Consider the following 24,820-nt stretch of genomic DNA (forward strand, 5'->3'; position numbering starts at 1 on the left):
AGTCGGCCATGGAGAGCAGCTATGTATATATATTGACCAATAAACTGCATACGGTGCTGTATGTCGGCGTTACGACCTCGTTATCCCGGCGTATGAAAGAACATGCCGCCGGTCAGTCTGCATTTACGCGCCGCTATAACGTCCATAAGTTGATTTACGCCGAGGAGTATCGGGACGTTCGGGATGCAATCGCCCGGGAGAAACAAATCAAGAGTTGGAGCCGGAAACGGAAAATCGGGTTAATAGACTCTCAAAATTCATTGTGGAAGGACTTATCGGACGGGTTCGTCTGATTCTTGATCTGGGCCGTAATGCCACAGCGCAGCAATCGGATTGCCGCGTCGCTGCGCTCCTCGCAATGACGTAAAAGCGCCCCGGATCGGAGCGCTTTTTCTTTTTCATACGGGCGTTACCCGATCCGCCTCGGTGATCTCCCGCAGGACGCGGCAGGGCGAGCCGACGGCCACGACTCCCGCCGGGATGTCGTGCGTGACGACGCTCCCGGCCCCGATCACCGTGTTGTCGCCGATCGTCACGCCCTGCATCACGACCGTGTGGCCTCCGATCCAGACGTTGTTGCCGATGGCAATGGGCAGCGAACGCATGATGCCCGCGTTGCGCTGGTCGGGCAGCAGGGCGTGGTTGACGGTGTAGATGCCGACGTTCGGCCCGATGAAGACGTGGTCGCCGATGGTGACGGGCGCTTCGTCGAGGATCGTCAGGTTGAAATTGCCGACGAAATGGTCGCCGACCGAAATCTGCGCTCCGAAATCGCAGTGGAACGGGCTGTGGATGCAGACCGACTTGCCGACGTGTCCGAACAGCTGCCGGATGATCGCCTCCCGCTCCTCCCGGCGGCTCGGGGGCAGCTGGTTGAGCCGGAACACCAGCTCCTCGGTCCGCAGCAGCGCGCCGCCGATTTCAGGACAGATGGCGTGGAGCCAAAGCCCGGCTTTCATTTTTTCGAGATCGCCCATGATTCGTTGGTTGTTGGGTGGGAGAAGCGGCTTTTCAAACCGCAAAAAGCACACCCCGTTGCCGAGGTGTGCTTCTCTTTCGGATATTCCGTGTTACTCCGAAACGATCGCCTCGCTCGGGCATACGCCTGCGCAGGTGCCGCAGTCGATACATTTGTCGGCGTCGATCACATAGATGTCGCCGGCCGAAATAGCCTCTACGGGGCACTCGCCGATGCAGCTGCCGCATGCAACGCACGAGTCGGTAATTTTGTAAGCCATTGTGTTGAGTGTTTATTGTTAAATGTGTGTGTGCAAATATAAAAACTTATTTGATAATATCAAAACCCGTGTAGGGAATCAGCGCCTCGGGGATGCGGATGCCTTCGGGGGTCTGATAGTTCTCCAGCAGCGCGGCCACGATGCGCGGCAGGGCCAGCGACGAGCCGTTGAGGGTGTGCGCCAGCTGGATTTTCTTCTCCTCGTCGCGGTAGCGGAGTTTGAGGCGGTTGGCCTGGAACGACTCGAAATTCGATACCGACGACACTTCGAGCCAGCGTTTCTGGGCCTCGGAGTAGACTTCGAAATCGTAGGTCAGCGCCGAGGTGAACGACATGTCGCCGCCGCACAGGCGCAGGATGCGGTAGGGCAGGCCCAGAGCCTTGACGATGCTCTCCACGTGGGCCACCATGCCGTCCAATGCTTCGTAGCTCTTTTCGGGCAGCGAGAGCTGCACGATCTCCACCTTGTCGAACTGGTGCAGGCGGTTGAGTCCGCGCACGTCCTTGCCGTACGACCCGGCCTCGCGGCGGAAGCACGGGGTGTAGGCGGTCATCTTCACCGGAAAATCCTCCTTTTCGAGGATCACGTCGCGGTAGATGTTCGTCACGGGAACCTCGGCCGTGGGAACGAGGTAGAAGTTGTCTACCGTGGCGTGGTACATCTGCCCCTCCTTGTCGGGGAGCTGTCCCGTGCCGAAGCCCGAAGCCTCGTTGACCATCACGGGCGGCTCCACTTCGAGGTAGCCGGCCGCCGTGTTGCAGTCGAGGAAATAGTTGATCAGCGCGCGCTGCAACCGTGCGCCCTTGCCCTTGTAGACGGGGAATCCCGCGCCGGTGAGCTTCACGCCCAGGTCGAAGTCGATGATGTCGTACTTGCGGGCCAGCTCCCAGTGGGGCAGCGGGTTTTCCGGAAGCGCGGTGTAGCTTTCCACGAGCTTGACGACGAGGTTGTCCTCGGCCGTCTTGCCTTCGGGGACGATCTCGGCGGGGAAGTTCGGCAGCGAGACGATGGCCGACTGCAACTCCTGCCGGGCGTCGGTCAGCTCGGCTTCGAGGCGCGAGGACTTCTCCTTGAGGTCCGCCACGAAGCGTTTGCGCTCCTCGGCCTCCTCGCGGCGGCCCTGGCCCATCAGTGCGCCGATCTCCTTGGCTGCCTTGTTCTGGGCGGCCAGCGTGTTGTCGAGTTCCAGCTGGAGGGCTTTGCGCCGGTCGTCGAAGCTGATGATCTTTTCGATGACAGGCGCGGCGTCCACGCCCTTCTTGGCCAGCTTGCGTGCGGCGGCCTCTTTGTCATCGCGGATTTGCTTTATCGTAAGCATAATATCGTGAGTTTTTTGTGTTTTCGCCTTACAACCTGCAAAATTAGTAAATTCGCGCCAAACTGTCACGCCGAGACGCCGTTTTTTGCGATTTTATGAAAAAACCGGACTTCCGCCCAAAGCGGAAATCCGGTTTTCGGTTGTGCGGGCTGCGGATCAGCGGGTGTGGAGCACGAGGTCCGTGCGCAGACGCTTGCCTTCGGCCGGGACTTTCGCTGCCGTGTTTCCGGAGGCTTTCGCCGGAACGGCGACGCGTTCGCCCGTCAGGTAGGTCGTGAAGCGCTGTCCGCCGGTCTCGATGCTTCCGGTCCGCGATTCCGCGGCGCGGGCCGCGGTCTGTGCGGACGCCTGCTGGAGGGGCTTCATCTTGAGGGACGAGTAGGTTTTCGAACCGGCGTACTGGCGCAGGTAGCTCGAACTCGACGCCTGCGGCGTGCTGAAGAGCAGGAACATGTAGCTGTTGACCTCTTCGGGTGAGTAGGGGCTTGAAGCCCAGTAGAGCGTGTCGCCGATGTAGCCGACGGCCATTCCGGCGTCGCCCCAGAAGATCGACAGTCCGTTCGAGAAGCCGAGCGTCGCATAGGCGCCGTTGTACATCCCCGCGTACTGGGGTTCGACGATCAGCATGTGCAGCTCCTTGTCGTAGTAGCCTTTCAGCTGGGGTGCGAAGTCGCGCATGTCGGTCATGCCGCTGATGAGCACGTCGCGGTCGTTGATGCGCGCGATGTCCATGCGGAAGGTCTTTTCGGACGACTGCGAATCGACGTCGACGGTCGCCGTGACGCCGAATGCGCCGATGAAGTCCTCCAGGGTCTTCGTCCGGTCGAAATCCTTGGCGAAGTAACCGAACGTCGACGCGCTCTTCGAAACGAAAGCCGTGTCGCCGAACGAGTTGTACATCAGCAGGGCGAGTGTGTACGTGCTGCCTTCGTCGAGCGGGCTGAACGACGTGCCGCGGCCTTCGGGGGAGTTGAGTTGCGCGATCATCTCCTCGGGAACGTCGTAGCCCCGGGATGCGGTCACCTCCTCCAGTGTCATGCCGAGCGCTTCGCACAGGTAGTCGGCGACGGCGGTTTTGACGCAGAGATATTTCATCGCCGCCACATTCGCGGTCTGCATCTGCCAGATGAGCGTGTTGTAGGGCGAGTAGTTGAGGTTGTTCTTCGGAGCGTAGAACTCGAATTCGAGCGATCGGGGAGCATATTCGTCGTTCGGGTCGTTCGTGAACCGCTGCGTGTAGAGCTTGCAGGGGTTCTCGATCGAGTCGTAGGCCAGCGCCACGGCGGTGTAGTTGCCCGAGGGAACGTTCCAGACCGAGGCGTCGTCCGCGAGGAGCGTCACCACGGGGGTCACGGCCTCCAGTTTGTCGTCGATCAGCTGCCGGCGCACCTCTTGCTGCCGTTCGGCGTCGGCGGTGATGTCTCCGGCGACGACCGCGGCCTTGTAGTACTTCGTGTATTCGTTGGGCGAGAAGTGGAGTTTCGGAGCCTTGAATCCGGTGCTCGTGGTCTCGATGCCCTCGAAAGCGATCTCCACGACGGGCGTGGTGTCGATGTCGGTGTCGAAGATCAGTTTCTCGGGCCCCTGGGCGAAATAGCCCGACGACACGTAGTAGATCAGGTAGAACGAGAAGGTGCTCTCGCCGTCGAACGTGCAGGGATAGCTGGCGTACGCCGAGTCGTTGCCGGTGTAAACGGCCATGTCGGCGACGTAGACGTACTCGTTGTAGTTCGAGTTGTAGTAGCCGATCGACTGCGCCGGCACGGTGCAGGTGTTGTCGTCGTGGAGGACGAACTTGAACGTCACGCCGCTGGCCCAGTCCTTCAGCCGGAAGATATTGGCTCCCACGGCTTTCTCTACCTCCAGGCCCGAATCGCGGCCCGAATAGTACCCGTTGTAGTGGTAGGTTGCCAGCTGGGGGATCTCTTCGCCCTCTCCGGTGGTGCGGTAGAGCGTCTCCCACTCCAGTTCGTAGGTGGCCGAAAGGGTCACCTTGTCGGAGTACTGCGCCACCTGCGCGGCGTTGTCGCCCGGACGCGCCTCCCGGCTGCTGATGTAGAGCGTGGTCTTGTAGTTCGAACCCATGACGAAGTTCGAAAGGTCGACCTCGACGGGAACCGTCACGGAGTGGCTGCCGTCGGGAATGGTCGCCTCGGCCGGAACCGAGAACAGCTCGTAGTCGTCGTCCTTGGTCGCCAGATAGACCTTGTAGGCGCCTTTGTTGCCCGGACGCGCGATTTCGACGTTGATCACGCCCTGCACGGCGTCCTGCGGAAACTCCTTCTGGATGGACGACTGGATGAAGTGGATGGCCTTCGCATCGTCCTTGTTGGGGGTGTATTGGTCGCCCTCCTGCGTCTGGCTGCAGGCCGCGGTGAAGAGCAGCAGTCCCGCACCCAGATATTTCGATATGTTTTTCATAGTGTACTTGATTTTCAACGGTTCAAAGGCTCGTTAGGGATTCTGGTCCTCCTCGTTGATGTTCGGATTGGCATCCAGTTCGGCTTTGGGAATGGTCAGCACCCAGTCGTAAGTGTCGGCTTTGGTGATGTTGACGTTCCGGCGGTTCATCATCGAAATGCACTCCTCGGAGAAGCCGTCGTCGGTCCGGCGGTCGATGCCCTGGCCCAGGCGGCGGACGTCGAACAGCCGGCCGTACTCACCCCACAGTTCGATGCGGCGGTGGGTGAGGATGTTTTCGAGGAACGATCCGGTCCAGGTCGTGGTCGTCGCGCCGAGCAGCGTGCCGCTGCGGTTGTTGGCGCTGTAACCCGGGTCGCGTTCGGCCATGACGGTGTTCATCAGTTCGCGTGCGCTCTTGAGGTCGTCCAGCCGCAGGGCCGCTTCGGCGGCCGTGAAGTACATCTCCTCGACGCGCATGTAGATGTAGTCGCCCAGGAAGGAGGCCACGTTGGCGAACGAGAATTTTTTGCTGACGTAGGGCGACTCCTTGTCCGAGGGGTCCCACCAGTCGCGGCGGATGTCTGTCGCGCTGATGCGGTTGTAGAGCTGTTTGCTGATCAGCTTCGGCGCCGATTTGGCATAGGCGCCCTCCTTGTTGTCCATGTGGGTGAAGAACCCGGCGTAGCCGCCCGCCTGGTCGGCCACCTGAATGCCTGCGCCCCACATGACGTTCTGCTTGTCGAGCGAGTTCATGCCGCCCGTCAGGTCGCTCTTCGTGCCGACGGCGTAGCCGCCTTCGTCGATCACGCGCTTGGCCGCCTTGAATGCCCCGTCCCAGTCGCCTTCCGCCAGACAGGCGCGCGACTTGATGCCCAGGGCCACGTAGAGGTTGATGTGCGATTTGTTATTCTCGGCCAGCGTGGTTTCCCTGGCCTTTTCGAGCAGTTCGATGGCACGGTCGATGTCCTGGTCGATGCGGCCGTAGACCGTGCGCAGCGATTCGCGGGGCTGTCCGCCCGTGTCGATCGACGTGCCGGTGGTGTAAACCGGTACGCAGGGCTCGTTCCAGCGCGAAGCGCCCGTCAGGGAGTTGTAGGGGGCGCGGGAGAACCACGTCGCCAGGTTCAGGTAGCAGAGCGCCCGGATGGCGTAGGCCTGTCCTGCGACGTAGGCCACGTCGGCCTCCGTTCCGGCCATTTCCGGCTCGGCGTCGATGATGTAGTTTACATTGGCGATCCATTTGTAGTTGGCGTACCAGACGTCGTACGACCGGAAGGCCGACGAAGTGTAGTTGCTCTTGACGTTGTAGCAGTGGTCGCCCCAGAACCAGCCGTTGCCCTGCGACTGCATGATCAGGTCGTCGGCCATGCAGTCGAGCGCCAGGTTGTAGGCCGCGATGCCGAAGCACTGGTGGGTGTTTGCGGTCGTGGACCATCCGGCCGTCCACATCGAGCGGTAGACGCCGTTGACCGAAGTGATGGCCGTGGATGCCGATTTGAGCAGTTCCTTGCCCGAACCCGAGTCGGTCGGGGAGAAATCGAGCATCGAGTCGCTGCACGAGGGGGCTGATAAGCCGATCAGTGCGATGATAAGATATATTGCTTTTTTCATAGTTGTTTTCTCCCGTGGTTAAAAGTTCAGGTCGATACCGAATGCGATCACGCGCGACGGGGTGTAGCTGTAAGCCACCGATCCCGTGAAGTTATACTGCGGGTCCATGCCGTCCATGTGGTTGAACATGGCGATGTTGTCCAGCGTGGCGTAGATGCGCAGCGACTCGATGTCGATCTTCTTGAGCCAGCGCTTGGGAAGCGTGTAGCCGACGGTGATGTTCTTGATGGCGAAGTACGAGGCGTCGATCAGCGAGTTGCTGGCCGTGGCGTACGAGCCGCCCACTTCGAGCATCGGCACGTCGGTCTTGTCGCCCGGCTTCTGCCAGCGGCGTTTGGCGTTTTTGTGCCAGTTGTTGCCGGCGTACTGCACGTACATCGAGCCGTTGTAGAGTCCGTCGTAAACCCATCCGCCGATCGAATAGGTCGTCAGGAACGAGACGTCGATGTTCTTCAGGATCGTGAACGTCGAACCGATGCTGCCGAAGAGTTTCGGCTCGCGGCTTTCGTGGTAGTATTTGCTCAAGGTGGCCATCGCCACGTTGTCGGTGATGTACTCGTCGCAGCGCGTGTTCACCAGCGTCCCCTCGTCGTTGACCGTCTGGGTCCAGTAGGCGTAGTAGAGCTGCTTGCCCGTGGCGGGGTCCACGCCGGCCGTTTTCGGCAGGTAGAAGGTGTAGATCGGCCGCCCCACCTCGATGACGCGGATGCCCGACGTGATGACATCCTGGCCGCCCGTGAGCGAGAGCACCTTGTTGCGGTTGAACGAACCCATCAGCGTCGCGTCCCAGCGGAAGTCGCGCTTGTCGAGGATCGTTCCGCGCAGCGAGACCTCGAGCCCCTGGTTGCGCAGCGAGCCGACGTTGTCGTTGAAGCCCGTGAATCCGGTCGAGATCGGCAGCGGACTGTTGAGCAGCATGTCGCGCGTTTTGCGGTTGTAGTACTCGACCGAAACGCCCAGTCGGCCGCCGAACATCGTGGCTTCGATGCCGGCGTTGAGGTTGCCGTTCTTCTCCCAGGTCACCTTCCTGTTTTCGAGCTTGTCGACGAAGGCGCCCGCATCGGTGGCGTTGGGCCACGTGTAGTCGTAGAGACCCTGCCATGCGTAATAGGTTCCCAGGTTGTCGTTGCCCTGTACGCCGTATGAAACCTTCAGCGTGAGGTTGTCGAGCCACTGGCGGGTGTTCTCCATGAACTGCTCTTCGGAGATGCGCCACGAGGCGCCCACCGACCAGAAATGGCCCCAGCGGTCGCTGGGATGGAAGCGCGACGAACCGTCCGTTCGCCAGCTGGCGTCGATGTAGTAACGGCTCTTGAAGCCGTAGTTGATGCGCGCGAGGTAGGACTCCACGCCGTAGTTGTGCGAATAGCTGTTGTTGTCGGTGGTCGTCACGGCGGGTCCCAACTCGTCGATCCCGCCGACGATGCCGGTTTTTTCGCCGAGGGCGTAGTTGTACTTGTAGCGGTAGTACTCATGGCCGGCCAGCAGGTTGAGGGAGTGGTCGCCGAACGTGCGGTCGTAGGTCAGCAGCTGGTTGAACGTGTAGCTCAGCGTGCGGGTGTTGGTCTTGCTGAGGCGTCCGCCCTGCTGGGCCGCATTGCCGTGCTCCTTGTCGTAGACCAGCGTGCGCTGGTAGTCGGTGTAGTCCGTACCGAAGTTCATCGTGAGTTTCAGTCCGTAGAGCCGGGCCTCCTCCCTGACCGTCCCGAAGGTGATGTAGCTGCGCGCCGAAAGCGAGTTGCGGGTGTAGTAGGCCTTGTTGTTGTAAAGTTCGGCCTTCGAGTTGAAGCCCTGGGCCGAGGGGCGGTTGGCGTAGCCGTTGTCGTCCTCCGATCCGTATTCGTATTGCAGCCGCCCGTCGGCGTCGCGCACGTTGTTGCCGGCCATGTCCTTCAGGTAGACGGGATAGACCGGGGCCATGAACTGCGCCGTGTACCAGACGTTCGACGTGCTTGCGTCCTCGAAACTCTGGTAGCTCGATTCGCTGTGGGCGAAGTTGGCGTTCATGCCGATCTTGAGCCAGCTCTTGGCCTGCGAATCGGCGCCCACGCGGCCCGTGTAGCGGGAGAAGTCGGTGTTCTGGAGAATGCCGTCTTCCATGTAGTATCCCAGCGATGCGACGTAGTTGGCGCGTTCCGAACCGCCGTTCACCGAGACGATGTGTTCGGTGCGTATGGCCGAATTGTCGCTGATTTCGTCCAGCCAGTTCTCGTTCCATGCAGCTTTGGCATCCGAACGGATCTTGCCCGTCGACTGGTCGATCAGCGTCTCCCACGTGTAGTTCTTGTACGGGTTGTAGTATTCGGGATTCTTCAGTCCGCCGATCTGCTGGCCGAGGTTGGCGGCGGCGTAGCGGCTCGCGCCCTCGAAATCCATGCCCGTGCCGTATTGGGCGCTGTTGCGCAGCGCTTCGTAGCTCATCTCGACGTAATCTTTCATGTCGACCAGGTCGTAGCGGGGGATGGCGCGCGAGGCGATTCCGACGTTGCCCTTGTACGAAATGCGGATTTTGTCCTTCTTGCCCTTCTTGGTCGTGATGACGATGACGCCGTTGGCTCCGCGGGCGCCGTAGAGCGCACCTGCCGATGCGTCCTTGAGCACGGTCATCGTCTCGATGTCCGCGGGGTTGATCGCGCTGAGCGACCCGTCGAAGGGGATGCCGTCGACCACGTATAGCGGTGTCGCCGAGGCGTTCACCGACCCGATGCCGCGGATGATGACCGATGCCGCCTCGCCCGGCTGGCCGCCGCCGGAGGCGACCTGCACGCCGGCTACGGTTCCTTCGAACGATTTGGTGACGTTGCCCACGACGCGCTTCTGGAGTTCGCCGCCTTTGACGACGGCGGCCGAACCGGTGAACGACTCCTTCTTGGCCGTACCGTAGGCCACGACCATCACGCCTTCGATCTCGGCGGTGTCCTCCCGGAGCGTGACGTCGATGCGGGTCTTGTTGCCGACAGGGATTTTCTCGGTCTTGTAGCCCAGGTAGGAGACGACGAGCGTGGCGTTGGCCGGGACGTTCGTCAGGGTGTAGTCTCCGTCGACGTTCGTCGTGATGCCCTGCGTAGTGCCCTCCACGAGAACGTTCGCGCCGATGATGGCTTCGCCGTTGGCTCCGGTGACTTTGCCGCTGACGGCGACGTTCTGCGCCCAGGAGGCCGTCGTCCATGCCAGCGACAGGATGCACCAGAGAATTGCTGCTATCTTGTTCATAGATGTACTCTTATTTGATGTTGTGCGTGTTGTGAATGATGGTCCAGAGGTCGCCTTCGGGTTTCGCTCCGGCGGGCAGCTGGACGCTCTCCATCGGGTAGATGAACTTCTCGGGGTTGGCGATGGGTTTCCCGGCGGGCGACCGGAGCGGTTCGTCCGTTCGGGTTGCGGCCTGCGCCTTCGCCCGGGCGGCGTCCGGAGCCGCGCTGGTGGTCGCCGAACCCCATTTGGTGACTTTGTCGCCGACCGTGTTGGTCGCCGTCGCCATGAAGACGTACGTGGTTTCGGGCGTTACGCCGCTCTCCCCGGTGAAGAGGATGGCAAAGCCGTTTCCGTTGATGTAGGGGAGGTACTCCTCCTTGAGGTCGTGTCCGAACTCTTCGATCACGGCCGGATAGTTGTCCGTGCTGACGTTCGCCAGGGCGCTCTGTTTGAAAATCGCGTAACGCACCGTTGCGATGTCGATGCCCTTCATGACGCCGGCTACGGTGTTGTGCGTCGGGCCGTAGTTGGCGTTGGTCGAGGCTGCGGCTGCGAACCACGCGGCTGCGGCCGTGCTGGTCTTCGTGGTGACGGAGTTGACGCAGACCGTTTCGGCGCCGCTCGACGAGGTGGCCAGCGTGAGCAGCGTGTAGGACGTGCCGGCGCTGACTCCTTCCGTAAGTCCGTTGTAACCGTCGGCGCTGTTTACCGTCGCCGAGAGCAGCTCGGGGTTGAACTGGACTCCGTAATTGGGGTCTTTCAGGAATGCGGCGATGGCCTGTCGGTCGTAGGGATCGGAGAAGACCTGATTGAAGAGCTTGGTCGTCAGCGTACGGTAACGGACGTCCGTCACGTCGTCTCCCTTCCAGTGGGTCCACACGGAGTTGGTCCAGCCGTAACCCGTCAGGGCGAGGTAGGCGTTGGTGATGTAGAACCGCTGCGTGAACCAGTCGCTGCCGCCGTAGTTCGGACCGGCGGAGTAGCCGTCGGCCGTGGTCTTGAACTGCGTGGAGGAGAGGTTCGAGGTGATGTTGCCCCGCAGGTCCATGCCGAAGGCGAAGATCACGTAGCTCAACTCGGGGGTGAGTCCCGTCATCTGGAGGCTCTGGGTTCCCGACTTGAGCATCGAGGCCATGGCCAGCTGGAGGCTGATGCCCTGCTTTTTGGCGTATTCGACGATATAGGTCTGGAAGGCGGTCATCAGCTCTTCGGGCGAATACTTGGCGAAGGTCGTGGCCGGGAGAATTTCATAATAGTAGGTTTCGTCGCTGGAGGCGTAGATGTCGAACGCCACGGCGTCGGAGATGATCGTCGTCGGGGCGATGACCAGCGGCGGAACGTCGGCGTCCGAGGTGACGAACGAGAGCTGTGCGGCTTCCGAGTTGGTGAAGCGCGTGGCGTCGGACGTCATGGCGCGCACCGAGAAGGAGTAGGTGCGGCCCTTGTCGAGTTTCGACAGGATGACCGTACGGTTTCGGGTGGTCGACACCTCCCCGCCGTCGACCGAGAACTCGTAGAGTTCCGCTTCGGGCACTTCGGTCCAGGAGATGACGGTTTTCGACGCATAGGCGCTGCCGAGCGTGATCTTCGGCTGGGGAAGCTGCTCCAGATCGTCGGTCAGCACGTGGATGTAGGTGAAGGGGGATTCGGTGTATTCGGCCGGGTCCCGGGGGCAGGCCTTGACCGCCACGACATACTCTTTCTGCCGTTCCAGACTGTTGAATTCCAGCCGGCAGCCGGTCGTCGAGGTCTCGCTCCCGCCGTCGAACGTGTAGACGTAGGACCCTGCGTCGTCGACGGCTTCCCAGCGGAGGGTGAATCCGGTGGTCGTCAGGTCGCTGACGATGATCTGCGGCTGTGCGACGGGTTGCAGGCCGGAGCCGGTCTCCGCCGCGTCGTCGTCCGACGAGCAGGCGCACAGTCCCGCGAGGGCCGCCGCCGCGAATGCCGCGTATTTATAAAAGGTTTTCATAGGTTTGATTCTCTTTTGCGTTAGTGAATGTGTCATTCGACGGTTACCTCGATCGGTTTGCGAATGGCCGCGCCGTCCGAGACGATGATCGTCGTCCGGCCTTTCTTGAGGCCGGTGAGCTTCATCACTCCGCCCCGAAGTTCGATCTTCACGAGGTCGGGAACGGAAACGGTGTACCCCAGGACATTGGTGGCGGTGAAGTGGTTGCTCAGGTCGATGCTGACGGTGTCGCCCACGCCGACCCGCTGCGCCGGGATGCCGTCGATCTTGGCGATGTTCCGCAGCAGCTTGTAGGTGTCGAGGCTGCCGATGCCCATGTTGCCCAGATACTGCTGGTATTTGCCGGTGCAGTAGCGGTCGACGGACTGGGTGCTGCTCAACAGCGCCTGCCGGAGCATTTCGCCCGTAAGGCCCTTGCGTTTTTCAGCACCGTAGTAATAGCTGACGGCCAGCGCGCAGGCTCCCGACACGTGGGGGCAGGCCATCGAGGTCCCCTGGCTGCCTTCGTAGCCCGAAGAGCCGTCGGCGGCCACGCTCGTGCTGTAAACGCCGCCGTAGGCGTTGCTCAGCATCTGGTCGCCGCCCGGGGCCGAGATCTGGACCCATGTGCCGTAGTTGGTGTAGTAGGCCGGGGCGCCCGTGAACGCGGTTGCGCCCACGCTGATCGCGTTGGCGTCGGCGGCGGGATAGCAGACCTCGCTCGAAGCGTCGTTGCCCGCGGCGAAGAGGACGATGCCGCCGGCCATCGGGCCTGTCTGGTTGCCGTTTTCGTCCAGTCCCGCATATTTGTTGAAGTACTCCATGGCACGCGAGAGCGCCGAGTAGGAACCGCGTGTCCAGTCGGTCACGGAGATGGTTCCGGCGGTGTATCCCCAGCTGTTCTGACAGATCACGGCGCCGTTGTCGGCGGCGTACTTGATGGCGCGGATCTGTCCGGCCAGTCCGGCGCCCGACGATCCGGACTCCGACTTGCCGAGAATCTCGCACGACATGATCTTCACGCCGTCGCCCCTGCCCGAGCCGCCTGCGATGCCGCAGACGCCCACGCCGTTGTTGTTCACGGCGGCGATCGTGCCGGCGACGTGCGTGCCGTGCATCAGTTCGGCCGAGAAATCCAGTTCGCCGGTCTCTTTGGTGAAGTTGTAGCCGTAAATGTCGTCCACATAGCCGTTGCCGTCGTCGTCGACGCCCGGCGTGCCGTTCAGTTCGGCCTCGTTGACCCACATGTTGGCGGCCAGGTCTTCGTGGTCGTACTTGACGCCCTGGTCCACGACGGCGACGATCACGTCGGGATTGCCCGTCGAGAGCTGCCAGGCAGCGTATACGTTGGCGTCGGCGCCCAGCTGGCTCGTCTGCGCGAAGATGTTTCCCGTGTTGTTGTAGTGCCATTGCATCTGCTGCGAGCGTTCGCTCTCGTTGAACGGGAAGGGGACGTTGCGCACCTCGTCTGCAATGGCGCGGGTGACGCTCTGCGCCCCGGCGGCGGGAGATGCCGCGCGGCGGTGGTCCGAAGTTTCGGCGGCCAGCGAGTATTCGATGATTTCGATGTCCTTGCACGAGGAGAGCAGGCTGGCCATCTCGCTCGTCGGGACCGACGGGTCGTATTTGGCGTAATACCAGAGGTGCAGGCCTTCCCTGCGGGTGCGTTCTTCGAAACGCCCGCCGTCCGGGAAGAGCCGTTCGAAACGTACGGTGTTCACCGTGTTGAGGATGCGGTCGATCTCGTCGATGCCGCTGCCTTTTGAAACGCCCTGCGCGCGGCTCTTTTCCACGATGCCGGAGGCCTCGGTCTTCAGTTTGAGGATGATCTCGCCGCCGATGGCCGCCGGGGAGGCGTTGACGATGACGGGACCCGCGGTCTCTTCGCCGCCGCTCTGCGTGTCGTCCTTGGCGCACGATGCCGCCGCGAGGACGGTTGCCGCCAGGAGAAGCGATTTGAATGGATATTTCATAGACGATCAGTTTTTAGTGTTATTCCCGGATGCAGCGTATCTGTGCGGAACAGTCGTGCGCGCCGAGCCTGTAATTGCACCAGTTGGGGTTGAAGTTCACGAAGTAGGCCGATGACTTCGTCGCGTCGGGAGTCGCCTGGGCGGTCCAGTAGAATGCCATGCCGCCCGTGTAGTTGCAGATGCTCACCGAGATGTAGTCCGTGTAGTAGATGTTGCCGGCCATCGGGTAGTAGTCGCCGGTGTTTTTCCAGCGGCGCCCGCAGTCTTCGTAGGCGTTCCAGTCCCATTTGGCGCTGACGCCGGTTTCGTCGTAATCCGCCGCTGCGCCGCCGTTGGTGATCGAGTTGTTTCCGGCGGGAATGCCCCAGAGATCGGGTCCCGGGACCTTGTAGCCCGGAGGGCAGGGGTCGAAAATGGTCTTCTCGGGACCCCACAGCCCCGGATGCGTGGCCTTCGGGTCTGTTCCCGTGCAGTACCAGTCGGCGTGGCCGTTGTACGGCGATTGCAGGTAGGTCATCGGGTTCAGGATCGAATTGGGAATGTTGGCCGGCGGCGTGGCGAGCACGGCGGCCTGCGCGTTGTAGACCCATGTTCCCGTTCCGTCGCCGATCGCGGTGTTCGGTTCGTTGTAGGCCGGGACGTTGTTGCCGTCGGTATCCGCGTGGTAGGGCGATCGCGAAGGCGTGAAGGGGTCCTTGCGGCCCCACTCGTAGAACATGCCTCGGTTGCCCACGTCCATCGGGGTGTTGTTCAGCGCTCCGAGGTTGCGGTCCATGATCACGGCGGCGACTTTGCCTTCCGAGTCGATGTGGTCGTGCGCCGTGATTTCGTCGTTGCAGACCCAGATGTGCCAGCTCCAGACGATGTTGCCTTTGATGTCCTTCACGGCGATCACGGCGTTGCCCTCCGAACGCCCCGTCGAGAAGGTCACGTAGCCGCCCCGGTAGATCGGCGCGCCGTCGATGATTTCGCGCGACATGGTCTTGTCGCCGTCGTGGCGCGATTCCCAGAGCAGTTCGGCGAAGGCGCCGTCCTCGATGGCGAGTCCGTAGTTGGCGATGTAGTCGCTGACTCCGTCGCCGCCGCCGTTGCCCTTGACCGATGCGTCGAATTTGTAAACGCCGCCGGTCCGGGCGATGTAGCAGTTGGCCGTGCCTTCGGCGCTCAGGTTGACGCTCCGTTCGGCGCGCTGTACGAGCGCGACCTCCTGCGAAACGGTCTCCCCGTTCTTCTCGGCGCTGACCGTGAGTTTGCCCGTCAGGGTTTCGGCTCCGGCGTTGATCAGGGTCTCGACCAGCAGGGCGTTGCCGTCCTGCCGGGCGACGGTGAACCAGTCGCCTTCGGCGGCGTAGTCCCAGCCGTCGGCGTTCGTCGCCACGGTGATCACGGCGTTGCCTCCGTCGGCGTCGAAGATCACTTTTTGGCTCGACACCTCCACGTAGGCCTTGCTTTCGCCCTCCTCCGGCCATATCCGGGTGGTTTCGGTGCAGGCTGCCAGCAGTGCGGCCGACAGCACTGCGATGCTGCATATTATCGTATTTTTCATGTTCGGGATCGTTTTGTGTTCGTCTATTCCTTCCACGTGGTGGGGATCTTGTCGTAGTCCGAGAGTTTCGTACATCCCGCGAAACTGCTCTTGGCGGCGGTGATTGCGGTGAGTCCCGAGGCGGCGGCATTCTCCGCCGTGCGGTCGTACAGGTGGTATTTCACGCCGTCGACGACCGTGTAGGGCGATTCGCCTTCGAGCGACGCGCAGCCCTGGAAGGTCGAAGTCAGCGTCTTGAGCTTTACGGCTTCGTCGAACAGGCTCACCGGAACGCTCCTGAGCATCCCGCAATCGCGGAAGAGATTCGCGACGCTGGTCAGTTTGACGGGGCTGACCAGCATGTTCTTGCCGACCTCTTCGAGCGACGTACAACCGTCGAAGACCGAATTGAACATGGTGGCCGAAGCGCAGTTGAACACCTCCGACCCGACGCGGACCAGTCCCGTGCAGTCGGCGAACAGGCTGGTGTAGGTTGAAATCTGCGTGGTTTTCAGCAGCCCGTCGGGGATCTCCCGGAGTGAGGTACAGTTGAGGAATGCCTTCTGGAAATTGAGCGACGTGCCGTTCAGTCCCGTGAAGGCGTCCGGCGCGATGCTTTCGATTCCCGAGCAGCCGGAGAACATCTCCGTCAGGGTCTTCGTCTTGGTGTTGGCTTCGAACAGGCGCGAGGGAACCATCGTGAGGCGGGTGCAGTTCAGGAAGCACTGGGCCACGGTGGTCGCGTTGACGTTCTTGGCGAAGAGCCCTGCCGGAATCGTCTCCAGGGCGGAGCATTCGGAGAATGTGTTGTTGAAGGCCGTCGCCCCGGTCAGTCCGTCGAAGATTCCGGCGGGCACGCTCTTCAGCGCCGTGGCCCCTGCGAAGAGGCGGTCGCATTTGGCCGAGGCCGTGCTCTTCCCGAAGAGGAGGCCGACCGATTCGAGGGCCGTGCAGTTCTCCAGGGCGTTGGAATAGGTCGTCACTTTCGGGTTGCCGGCGAACAGTCCGTCGGGCAGCGTCGTCAGTGCGGCGCAGTTCTGGAACACCTTGCCGAAGGTCGTGACGGAGGGATTGCGGCTGAACAGACCGGCGGGAACCGTTTTCAGTCCCGACGCCGCGAATACGCTGGTGGCGGTCGCCAGATTCGGCATCCCGGCGAAAATATCCTCCGGAACGCTTTCGAGCAGCGTGCAGTTTTCGAACAGGCTGCCGATGCTGGTGATCGCGGGTGCGCCGGCGAAAGCCTCCGCGGAAACGGTTTTCAGGTTGTCGCAGTCCTTGAACATCGAGGAGATATTCTTGCAGGCGGCGCAGCCGGAGATGATGTTGGCGCCGATCTCTTCAAGCCCCGTACAGCCTGCGAACAGGCCCGAGAACGAGGTGACTTTGGAAAGTCCGCCGAGGACGCCTTCGGGGATGCTTTTGAGCGAGGTGCAGCCTTTGAAGACATTGGTGAACGAGGTGACCGCCGTATTGGTGGCGAACAGCCCTGCGGGGAGCGTCGTGAGCGACGCGCAGCCGTTGAAGGCGTCGTTGAAGGCGGTGACCAGGGTAAAGCCGTCGAACAGCCCTGCGGGCACTTCGGTCAGCGAGGTGCAGTCCTTGAAGATGTTGTTGAAGGCGGTCTTCGTCACGGTCGTGAAGGCTCCGCTGCTTTTGAACAGCTCGGCCGGGACGCTTTGCAGTTCGCTGCATCCGGTGAAACAGCTCATAAAGGTCGTCACCTTGCCGCAGCCTGCGAACAGGTCGGCGGGAACGCTCTGGATGGCCGTTTTGCTGAATGCGCTCTGGAAATTGGTGACCTTGTGGTTGTTGGCGAACAGGCCGTCCGGGACGGATTTCAGGCTTGTTCCCGAGAAGAGCATGCGGAACGAGTCGACCTCGGGGTTGTTGGCGAACAGGCCGGCCGGGACGGATTCGAACGACTCGCTGTTGGCGAACAGCGAGTTGAAGGTTGTCACCTTCTTGTTGTTGGCGAAGAGTTTTTCGGGAACCGTCTTCAGTTTGCCGTTCGAGAAGATGATCGAACAGTCGGTCAGCTCCGTGTTGCGAGAGAAGAAATCCTCGTCGATCTGGGTGATCGCCGTGCCGGAGAAGAGCGAACCTACCGAGGTGATCTTCGTGCAGTTGTAAAGCAGGTCGGCGGGCACTTCGGTGACCATGTTGCAGTTCTGGAAGCAGTAGGCGAAGGTTTCCGCCTCGGTTGCATGGTCGAACAGCCCGTCGGGAACGGCTTCGAGGACGCGGCAGTCGGCAAATGCATAGTGGAAGGAGGTGACCTTGGCGAAGGCTTCGGTGTTGTCGGAGGGAATCCGTTTCAGCTCGCGGCAGTTCTGGAATGCGCGCGCCATCGAGGTCAGCCCCGTGCGGCCCCAGTTGTAAACCTCCTTGAACTGGTTGCCCAGTCCGTAGTCGGGGATGTCGTAGGAGTTGAGCGACGTCACGTTGCCCTTGACCGAGACGATGTAGTAGCCCGGGTCGGTGTAGGTGTGCGAGGGGTAGGCGGAGGTGACGTTCTCCTCGATGCTGCCGTCGCCCCAGTCGATGGTGGCGTCGATGGCCTTGTCGAACGGCAGATAGGTCTTCAGGCTCGACGAGGTGATGTCGATTCCGAGGATGAAGGCGTCGAGGTCCAGACCGGTCTGGGAGACGGTGACGACCTGTTCGGTCTGGTTCTGTTTGCCGTCGCCGGCCGATACGGTGATGGTTGCGGTGCGGGACGATCCGCTCGAATTGGTCTCTGCGGTGATTGTAAGTCCCTGCTCGGTTTTCGTGGCGGAGAGCCAGTCGGAATTTTCGGAAAGCGTGTACTCCCAGTCGTAGTTGGATCTGATTCCCAACTCTTTTTTGTCGGATTCGGTGGGAGTGGGCGAGAGGGGAATGGTTTTTAGCGAAACGTTGACGTAGACGGCGCGGTCCTGCGTGACGCGGATCGTTTCAGAGACGGGATTACCCCCCCCCTCGCCGGCAATCAGCACGAAGGTCGTTTCGCGGTCCTCGATCTCCTCGTTGGGGTCGAGCGTCATCGTGACTTTGTCGCCCTGCTGTTCGAGAAGCAGCCACGGGCAGTCTTTGGTTTCGAAGATCCAGTCTTCGTCGGTCGACTGCACTTCGAATTCGGCGGTCAGTTCGCCGACGGCGGGAATCTGGAAGTTGTTTTTCGATGCGGCGATTTCGAGCGTGCCGTACGCGTTCTGCGTGGCGGAGATGGTCGCGGTCTTGTCGCCGGCGGTAATGGTGATCGTAGCCTGCTGCTGCTCCTCGACCTTGTTGCCCTCGCAGTTCAGGACGAGCTGGTCGGCGACGTCGTCTTTCTCGATGGTCAGCCAGCCGGCGTTGACGGCGTCGTATTTCCACGTCGTGTTGGTCTGGATGTCCACGACGACCTCTCCGCCCAGGCTCTTGAAGCCGATCGAGGCGTTGCGTTCGTCTTCAGCGGCGAACCATGTGTTTTTCGACGAGATGCCCAGTTCGGCCGCAATGCCGGACGGTTCGTCGCCCGGGACGGGGTTGGTGTAGGTGATCGTCTCTTCGGAGCACCCCATCATGCCGAGCAGTAAAGCTGTCAGTGCATATAATTTTTTCATGTGTGCTGCGGTTTAATGTTTCGATACGGGAAAGGTGCTGCCCGAGGGTGCGATGCCGTCGGCGGCCCGGGTGACGGAGGTCGGGGCCGTGCCGGTGTCGGCCGGAATGTCCCAGTCTACGAGATACATCGTGCCGGTGGCGTAGTAGAGGTCGCCGAACGACAGCCACTGCTGCTCCTGGTATCCGATGATGCCCAGCGTGGTGTACGGCGATTCGAAACCGTTCAGGAGGATCGCCTTGCGGGTTTCGTCCGCGTCGTCGTTGTAGCCCTCTCCCAGCCTGCCGGTCAGCATGCCGTTGTGGAAACCTCCGCCCTGCATGTTGATCGAGTACAGGTAGTGGAAGCGGGAGACCGTCGGGGAGATCTCGCGGGTGTAGCAGAGCCTGCCCAGTTCGATCGACATGGTTTGGGTGTTTTTGTCGTAGGTGGCTTCCACGACCGTGCCCGTCAGGAACAGGTTCTTGATGTAGAAACTCTTGCGGTACTCTTTCTCTTCGACGGTGCAGAACGTACCCGTGCCGCTCACGCCGATCGGTTCACGGCCGTAATACCAGTTTTCCGCATGAAGTCCGTAATATCCCAGCATTTGGTAGTAGGGGTTTTCCTCGCGTGAGATTTGCGAAACGGTCACTTTGCAGGATTCCGTAGCGGAGCCTTTGGTCGCCCGGACGGTGAGCGTCGCATTGCGGTGGGCGTCGGGATTGCGCGGGGCGCCGACGCGTACCGTTCCGCTGACCGGGTCGCTTTCGACCGAAACCCAGTCGGCGTCGCTCGTGACGCTCCACTGGCCGTTGGAGACCACGGTGAAGAGAACGCTCTCACCTTCGGAATCCAGCGAAATTTCCTCCGAAGCGGTGGTGGACAGCAGGACCGTTTCCCACGAGAATGCCTGGTGAACGGCGATTTCCTGTTTGTCGCCGGCCGTTTCCACGGTGATTTTCGAGTTGCGGACATTGTCGGTCGTATTGCTTGCCGCGGAGATGGTCAGCAGGCCCTCTTCGGAGGCCAGCGTCACCCAATCGTCCGGACAGCTCACCTTCCAGTCGGAGGGCGTGGCTACCGCGACGGTGGTCGTTCCGCCTTTCTGGGCGAACGCGACACTACTTCGCGAGAGGACGATCACATCCGCGACCTCCTCTTTGTTCTTGTCGTCGCAGCCGCTTGAGGCGCAGAGGACGAGAACCGTCAATAGCGTAAAGCATCTTCTCATAAAAATTGGATTAGGAATAAAAAATGAATGGGTACGGTATCCCGTTTCCGGAGAACCGTATTTGCTGAAAATTGCATCGTGTGAAATTTTTGGACTTGTTTATTTGCGGCACAATATACGAAAATTTGCCCGAATGCTTTCTGGAAATCCTGAAAATATTGTCGTAAAAGTCTTTTCTTATTGTTTGTTTTTCGGTGTTATGCGTGTGTATAAGGTTGATTTTTAATGATTTTGAAGAATGACAGCCGTTTTGCGGCTGCAACTGTTTTGTTTGTCGGATATTGTCATCGCAGGGATATTTCCGGTCCGGTGAAAAAGAAGGATATTTGTTATATATTGACAATTTGGGGTGTAAGCTGTTGAATGATAATTGATAATGTCCGTCCCGGCGGCGGTTCCCGCGATTTTCCGTCCGCGACGTCCCGATATTGACCGCTTTTTGTTACTTTTGCAAAAAGAAAAAAATGAAACTCGTCGAACTGTTAGCTCCTGCCAAAGATTACGCTGCGGCCGCGGCCGCCGTGGACTACGGCGCCGATGCGATCTATATCGGCGGCGCGCGGTTCGGCGCGCGGCAGGCCGCGGGGAACTCCGCGGAGGAGATCGCCCGGGTCGTGGAGTATGCCCACCGCTTCGGAGTGCGGGTCCACGCCACGCTTAACACGCTCGTGTGGGACGATGAACTGGAGGCCGCCGAACGGCAGGCCCGCAGCCTGATCGACGCGGGCGTCGATGCGCTGATCGTGCAGGACATGGCTCTGCGGCGGATGGACCTTCCGGTGGAGCTGCACGCCTCGACGCAGGTTTCGAACCGCACGCCCGAGGGGGCGCGGTTCTTGGGCGAGGCGGGGTTTGCGCGGGTGATTCTCGAACGCAACCTCACGCTGGAGGAGATCCGGGCCATCTGCGCCGCCACTGCGGCCGAGGTCGAATGCTTCGTCCACGGGGCGGTCTGCGTGGGGTACAGCGGCCGCTGTTTCCTCTCGCGGTCGATGTCCGCGCGCAGCGGCAATCGCGGGGCGTGCAGCCAGCCCTGCCGCCTGACGTGGGACCTCACCGACGGAAAGGGCCGGACCTGGATTGCCGGGAAGCATCTGCTGTCGGTACGCGACATGAATCTTTCGCAACGCATTGGCGATCTGTTGGATGCGGGCGTCACTTCATTCAAGATAGAAGGTCGGCTCAAGGATCTCGCTTATATCCGGAACGTTGTGGCCCACTACCGCCGGGCGGTGGACGAGGCGCTGGCCCTGCGGCCGGGGCTGGTGCGGTCGTCCGTCGGCGAGAGCGTCCCGGATTTCACGCCCGATCCGTCGAAGAGTTTTACACGCGGGGAGTCCGACTATTTTCTGGACGGAAAGCGCGCCGGAGTGGCGTCGTTCGACACCCCGAAGGCGGTCGGCGAACGGGTGGGCCGCGTGGCGGGCGTTTCGGGCGGCACGTTCACGCTCGACGGTGCGCACGATCTTGCGCCGGGCGACGGCATCTGTTTCCTGACGCCGCGCGGCGTGACCGGGACCAACGTCAACGCCGTAGAGGGTCGCCGCATCACGCCCAATCGCATGGAGGGGATCACGCCCGGGGCGGAGGTCCGCCGCAATTTCGACCGCCGTTTCACGCTGGCCGTGGAGCGCAGCCGCACGCGGCGGGTGATTCCGGCGAAGGCCGCGGCGGAGGCGACGGCCGAAGGGCTGAAACTCACTTATACGGATTGCGAGGGCGTTGCGGCCTCGGCCGTGCGGGCCGTGCGGCTCGACCCGGCGAAGAATCCCGACGCCAATGCCGCCGCACTGCGTGCGCAGGCGATGAAGTCGGGCGACACGATCTTCGCGGTCCGCGAAGCCGAAGTGCGGGGCGCGGAGTGGTTCGTGCCGGCGTCGCTGGCTGCGGAACTGCGCCGCGAAGCGTTGGCGGCACTTGCCGGAGCGCGCCGCGAGCGGCGGCCGGAACACCGCATTCTGCCCGAGAATCCCGCCGCAAAATACCCGTCGGAACGGCTTGCGGCCGAGGAGAACGTCACCAACCGGCTGGCCGAGGCGTTCTACCGCGACCACGGAGTGCGGCAGATCGAACGGGGGTTGGACCTCGCGCCGACGACCGCCGGGCATGTGGTCTTGCGTTCGGCCTACTGTATCCGCCGCGAGATCGGCGAATGCCTCCGGGAGCATCCGCGGCTGCGCGGCGACCTGTTTTTGGAACACGGCGCCTACCGTTACCGGCTGGCGTTCGACTGCGAGGCCTGCGAAATGTCGCTGGTCGATCCGCTTGAAAAGCGGGAGCCGGAAGGTGTGTAACTATTTATAAAATAATGTATGCAGGAACAGCTGACGCCCGATTTCGGGGATTATGAACTCCTCGACACGGGGGATTTCGAGAAACTGGAACGCTTCGGGCGTTATGTGACGCGCCGTCCCGAGCCGCAGGCCATCTGGAGGCGCTCGCTCGCCGAAGAGGAGTGGCGGCGCACGGCCGACGCTTCGTTTCGGCGCGATGCGCGCAGCGACGAGCGGGGCGAATGGCGTCTCGCGCCCGGAATGCCCGACCGCTGGGTGGTGGAGTATGCCTATAAGCGGATGCGGCTGCGCATGCGGCTGGGGCTTACGTCGTTCAAGCACGTGGGCATCTTCCCCGAGCAGGCCGCCAACTGGAATTTCATCTACGACAACTGCCGGGCTTTGGCCGGAGACGGACCGGCTGATGGCGAGCGTGTTGCGGCTGTCGGTTCGGGCGTTGCGCGAGGTGGCGCCCCCAAGGTGTTGAACCTCTTCGCCTATACGGGCGGGGCGACGCTTGCGGCGCGGGCCGCCGGGGCCGAGGTGACGCACGTCGATTCGGTCAGGCAGGTGGTGACCTGGTCGCGCGAGAACATGGAGTTGAGCGGCCTGGAGGGCGTGCGGTGGATCGTCGAGGATGCGCTGAAATTCGTCCGGCGCGAAGTGCGCCGCGGGAGCCTTTACCGCGGGATCATCCTCGATCCCCCGGCTTACGGGCGCGGGGCCGACGGCGAGCGGTGGATTCTGGAGGACAACATCGGCGAGATGCTGGAGTGCTGCGCGCAGCTGCTCGAACCCCGGGGGGCGTTTCTGGTGCTGAACCTCTACTCGATGGGCCTCTCGTCGACGCTGGCACGCACGGCTGTGAGGCAGGCGTTCGGCGCGCCGCGCGAGGAGCAGTGGGGCGAGCTGTGTTTCACCGATCGGGCCGGCAAGCAGCTGCCGTTGGGAACCTATTACCGGTTTACGCGGTAGGGTTTGCGGGGGGGGCGGGGGATGCGCTGTGTTTTTGGCAGCCGTCCTCAAGTCGGAATCCCGTGTCGCGTTCCGCGGCGCAGGCGTAAGACGCCGGTTCTATGAATGCGAGCGCAGAACGGCAGTTGCAGACTGCGAAATTGCAGCGGTCGAAAAGGGCATAAGAAATCGGTTTCAACTTGCCGGGGCAAGTTGGCAGGCCGCAGCTCCGCCCTGCGGAGGCCTGCTATTGCGCGTTGCTCCATAGCCGCCTCCGCGAGCTGCGGCCCGCCGGTTTTAGGAGCTCCCGGAGGCTTCGTTCTTTTTTCCTTTCGGTTCTGCGCCCGTGAGTTTAGACGGATTCTATCAACCTTAAAACACGTGATATGAGTATTCTTGCAGTGATATTCGGAATTTTGAGCGGCTGTTTCCTCGCCGTGCTGGTGGGCATCATCGGCAGCCACCGCCGTATCGGCTTTGGCTGGGCGTTTCTGATAAGCCTGATCTTCACGCCGTTCGTCGGGCTGATCGTCGCCCTGCTGACCGATCCGCTGCCCGGCGGAGGGCAGCGATGGGGTTGTGTCGGAACCGTCGTCGCCATTCTGGGGCTGTTGTTCTTCGCCGCGTTCCTGCTGCTGGCGCTGACGGGCGGGGCCATGCTGCTGGCCCTGTGAAAACCGGAACGGAGATGTCCATACCCCTGCATCAGGCCGCCCGGCGCTTCGATTCCGGGATATTCCTTAAAGAAGGCTCTTCCACTTCGGAGGAAGAACCGGTCGGGTATGCCCACCGGGATGACTACGGCGATTGAGCACTCCTCGTCGGCGTGATCTTTACACCGCCGGTAGGACTGATCGCGGGGCTTTTGACCGATCCGCGGACACTTGATCTACTGGTAGCGTTTTTCCAGCTCGGCAATCATTGTTTCGAGCTTTTCTTCATTCGTCTCGAAGTAGCGTGAGTCGAAAGCCCTCGGAATCATACCGAGCCAGTTTCGCACCTTTTTGCTGGCGAGCATTTTGCCGAATGCCTTGTCGATATTCGTATCCGCAGACCACAAGGTTTCCCCCATCTGTTCGGGCAGGATGGCTTTCATGCGCTGGTCGTAGTAGATATTCATCGAGTTGTCGAATGCCCCGAGTTCGTTGTAGCAGCGCAGAAGGTCGATGACGACCTGTTTGTCGGCGATGTCGGACGCGATGCCCGTCGTCTTGAACATCTCCAGCGCGTCGGTTAGGAAGCGGTAGGGTTTTCCCATGCTGCCGGTGATCCGCCGGGTATAGTAAGCTACCGTGTCGGCGGGAAGACCGTCGAGCGAGAAATCATGCTCCTTCAGGCGGTATGCGACCCGTTTCTCGTCGTTGTACATCCATTTGTAATCCTGTATAACTTGCAGGTTGTCGCGTAGTTCGAGCGCAACGAGCTGCATGGCCTGCCGCACCTCCCTCTGTTTTGCCGAGTCGGCGATTTTGGCCGTCAGCCACAGCGTCAGCAGCACGCCGCCCGTAACGATCGAGAATTGGCGGACATAGTCGCCGATATTCCACTTTTTAAACCGGTTTTTTAAGGATTTCTTCATG

General features: G+C 61.4%; 16 protein-coding genes. 4 read left to right on the forward strand and 12 right to left on the reverse strand.

What is annotated here, in order from left to right:
- Window positions 1-8 precede the first annotated feature (8 nt).
- Window positions 9-293, forward strand: a complete 285-nt coding sequence (locus NQ492_RS11070; protein WP_015547588.1) for a GIY-YIG nuclease family protein — start codon at window positions 9-11, stop codon at window positions 291-293.
- Between the two features lie 105 nt (window positions 294-398).
- Here the strand turns inward: NQ492_RS11070 and NQ492_RS11075 are convergent, their stop codons facing one another.
- The 11 genes from NQ492_RS11075 to NQ492_RS11125 form a co-directional block, all read right to left on the reverse strand.
- Window positions 399-977 (reverse strand): sugar O-acetyltransferase, encoded by a 579-nt coding sequence (locus NQ492_RS11075; protein ID WP_015547589.1) that lies wholly within the window; start codon window positions 975-977, stop codon window positions 399-401.
- A 93-nt stretch (window positions 978-1,070) separates the two neighbouring features.
- On the reverse strand, window positions 1,071-1,238 hold the full coding sequence (locus tag NQ492_RS11080; protein WP_015547590.1) for a DUF362 domain-containing protein: 168 nt from the start codon (window positions 1,236-1,238) through the stop codon (window positions 1,071-1,073).
- A 46-nt stretch (window positions 1,239-1,284) separates the two neighbouring features.
- Complete coding sequence (gene serS / locus NQ492_RS11085; protein WP_015547591.1) at window positions 1,285-2,556, reverse strand: serine--tRNA ligase; 1,272 nt, start codon at window positions 2,554-2,556, stop codon at window positions 1,285-1,287.
- 156 nt (window positions 2,557-2,712) lie between these two features.
- A complete protein-coding gene (locus NQ492_RS11090; RefSeq protein WP_015547592.1) occupies window positions 2,713-4,977 on the reverse strand; it encodes a hypothetical protein in 2,265 nt (754 codons plus the stop codon).
- Between the two features lie 33 nt (window positions 4,978-5,010).
- Window positions 5,011-6,570: a RagB/SusD family nutrient uptake outer membrane protein gene (locus NQ492_RS11095; RefSeq protein WP_022062104.1), complete on the reverse strand. Its 1,560-nt coding sequence runs from the start codon at window positions 6,568-6,570 to the stop codon at window positions 5,011-5,013.
- Between the two features lie 18 nt (window positions 6,571-6,588).
- Window positions 6,589-9,783: a SusC/RagA family TonB-linked outer membrane protein gene (locus NQ492_RS11100; protein WP_015547594.1), complete on the reverse strand. Its 3,195-nt coding sequence runs from the start codon at window positions 9,781-9,783 to the stop codon at window positions 6,589-6,591.
- A gap of 10 nt (window positions 9,784-9,793) precedes the next feature.
- Window positions 9,794-11,737 carry a hypothetical protein gene (locus NQ492_RS11105; protein WP_015547595.1) on the reverse strand — a complete coding sequence of 648 codons (1,944 nt, stop codon included), beginning with the start codon at window positions 11,735-11,737 and terminating at the stop codon, window positions 9,794-9,796.
- A 32-nt stretch (window positions 11,738-11,769) separates the two neighbouring features.
- The gene (locus tag NQ492_RS11110) at window positions 11,770-13,689 is read right to left on the reverse strand and encodes a S8 family peptidase (RefSeq protein ID WP_015547596.1); all 1,920 of its coding nucleotides are present in this window, start codon (window positions 13,687-13,689) and stop codon (window positions 11,770-11,772) included.
- Between the two features lie 19 nt (window positions 13,690-13,708).
- Complete coding sequence (locus NQ492_RS11115; protein ID WP_157359494.1) at window positions 13,709-15,235, reverse strand: BACON domain-containing protein; 1,527 nt, start codon at window positions 15,233-15,235, stop codon at window positions 13,709-13,711.
- Window positions 15,236-15,258: 23 nt separating this feature from the next.
- Window positions 15,259-18,801, reverse strand: a complete 3,543-nt coding sequence (locus NQ492_RS11120; RefSeq protein WP_044054524.1) for a BACON domain-containing protein — start codon at window positions 18,799-18,801, stop codon at window positions 15,259-15,261.
- A gap of 12 nt (window positions 18,802-18,813) precedes the next feature.
- Window positions 18,814-20,013 (reverse strand): BACON domain-containing protein, encoded by a 1,200-nt coding sequence (locus NQ492_RS11125; protein ID WP_083810243.1) that lies wholly within the window; start codon window positions 20,011-20,013, stop codon window positions 18,814-18,816.
- 464 nt (window positions 20,014-20,477) lie between these two features.
- On the opposite strand from NQ492_RS11125, the gene NQ492_RS11130 reads away from it, so the two are divergent.
- From NQ492_RS11130 to NQ492_RS11140, 3 genes are all read left to right on the forward strand, one after another.
- Window positions 20,478-22,307: a peptidase U32 family protein gene (locus NQ492_RS11130; RefSeq protein WP_015547598.1), complete on the forward strand. Its 1,830-nt coding sequence runs from the start codon at window positions 20,478-20,480 to the stop codon at window positions 22,305-22,307.
- Between the two features lie 18 nt (window positions 22,308-22,325).
- Window positions 22,326-23,261 carry a class I SAM-dependent methyltransferase gene (locus NQ492_RS11135; RefSeq protein ID WP_015547599.1) on the forward strand — a complete coding sequence of 312 codons (936 nt, stop codon included), beginning with the start codon at window positions 22,326-22,328 and terminating at the stop codon, window positions 23,259-23,261.
- A 365-nt stretch (window positions 23,262-23,626) separates the two neighbouring features.
- Entirely contained in the window at window positions 23,627-23,914 is a 288-nt protein-coding gene (locus tag NQ492_RS11140) for a hypothetical protein (protein WP_044054526.1), read from the forward strand.
- Window positions 23,915-24,129: 215 nt separating this feature from the next.
- On the opposite strand, the gene NQ492_RS11145 is transcribed toward NQ492_RS11140, so the two are convergent.
- A complete protein-coding gene (locus NQ492_RS11145; RefSeq protein WP_015547600.1) occupies window positions 24,130-24,819 on the reverse strand; it encodes a hypothetical protein in 690 nt (229 codons plus the stop codon).
- Window position 24,820 lies beyond the last annotated feature (1 nt).

It is taken from the genome of Alistipes shahii WAL 8301 (assembly GCF_025145845.1).
GTDB classification, from domain to species: Bacteria; Bacteroidota; Bacteroidia; order Bacteroidales; family Rikenellaceae; genus Alistipes; species Alistipes shahii.